We start from the raw sequence: 1,467 nt of genomic DNA, 5'->3' as shown, positions 1-1,467 counted from the left end.
ATTTGCGGTTCTTGCGAACTTTCGGTTCGTCGACTTCACCGTCTAACACCAAATTGTTTGGGTGTTATATGGTCAAGCCTCACGGGCAATTAGTATTGGTTAGCTCAACGCCTCACAGCGCTTACACACCCAACCTATCAACGTCGTAGTCTTCGACGGCCCTTTAGGGGAATCAAGTTCCCAGTGAGATCTCATCTTGAGGCTAGTTTCCCGCTTAGATGCTTTCAGCGGTTATCTATTCCGAACATAGCTACCCGGCAATGCCACTGGCGTGACAACCGGAACACCAGAGGTTCGTCCACTCCGGTCCTCTCGTACTAGGAGCAGCCCCTCTCAAATCTCAAACGTCCACGGCAGATAGGGACCGAACTGTCTCACGACGTTCTAAACCCAGCTCGCGTACCACTTTAAATGGCGAACAGCCATACCCTTGGGACCGGCTTCAGCCCCAGGATGTGATGAGCCGACATCGAGGTGCCAAACACCGCCGTCGATATGAACTCTTGGGCGGTATCAGCCTGTTATCCCCGGAGTACCTTTTATCCGTTGAGCGATGGCCCTTCCATACAGAACCACCGGATCACTAAGACCTACTTTCGTACCTGCTCGACGTGTCTGTCTCGCAGTCAAGCGCGCTTTTGCCTTTATACTCTACGACCGATTTCCGACCGGTCTGAGCGCACCTTCGTACTCCTCCGTTACTCTTTAGGAGGAGACCGCCCCAGTCAAACTGCCCACCATACACTGTCCTCGATCCGGATGACGGACCAGAGTTAGAACCTCAAGCATGCCAGGGTGGTATTTCAAGGTTGGCTCCACGCGAACTGGCGTCCACGCTTCAAAGCCTCCCACCTATCCTACACAAGCAGGCTCAAAGTCCAGTGCAAAGCTACAGTAAAGGTTCACGGGGTCTTTCCGTCTAGCCGCGGATACACTGCATCTTCACAGCGATTTCAATTTCACTGAGTCTCGGGTGGAGACAGCGCCGCCATCGTTACGCCATTCGTGCAGGTCGGAACTTACCCGACAAGGAATTTCGCTACCTTAGGACCGTTATAGTTACGGCCGCCGTTTACCGGGGCTTCGATCAAGAGCTTCGCTTTCGCTAACCCCATCAATTAACCTTCCGGCACCGGGCAGGCGTCACACCCTATACGTCCACTTTCGTGTTTGCAGAGTGCTGTGTTTTTAATAAACAGTCGCAGCGGCCTGGTATCTTCGACCGGCATGGGCTTACGTAGTAAATACTTCACCCTCACCGGCGCACCTTCTCCCGAAGTTACGGTGCCATTTTGCCTAGTTCCTTCACCCGAGTTCTCTCAAGCGCCTTGGTATTCTCTACCCAACCACCTGTGTCGGTTTGGGGTACGGTTCCTAGTTACCTGAAGCTTAGAAGCTTTTCCTGGAAGCATGGCATCAACCACTTCGCTCTCTAAAAGAAAGCTCGTCATCAGCTCTCGGCATTAA

General features: G+C 52.8%; 1 rRNA gene. It reads right to left on the bottom strand.

The annotated features are described in order from the left end of the window. Positions 1–68 precede the first annotated feature (68 nt). Positions 69–1,467, bottom strand: a 23S ribosomal RNA gene (locus BLQ74_RS26865); the annotation flags it as partial.

Origin of the sequence: Pseudomonas panipatensis, assembly GCF_900099785.1 — a bacterium.
Lineage (GTDB): Bacteria > Pseudomonadota > Gammaproteobacteria > Pseudomonadales > Pseudomonadaceae > Pseudomonas > Pseudomonas panipatensis.
Note: the sequence above shows the minus strand (reverse complement) of the source record. Positions and strands in the feature narration are given on the sequence as shown.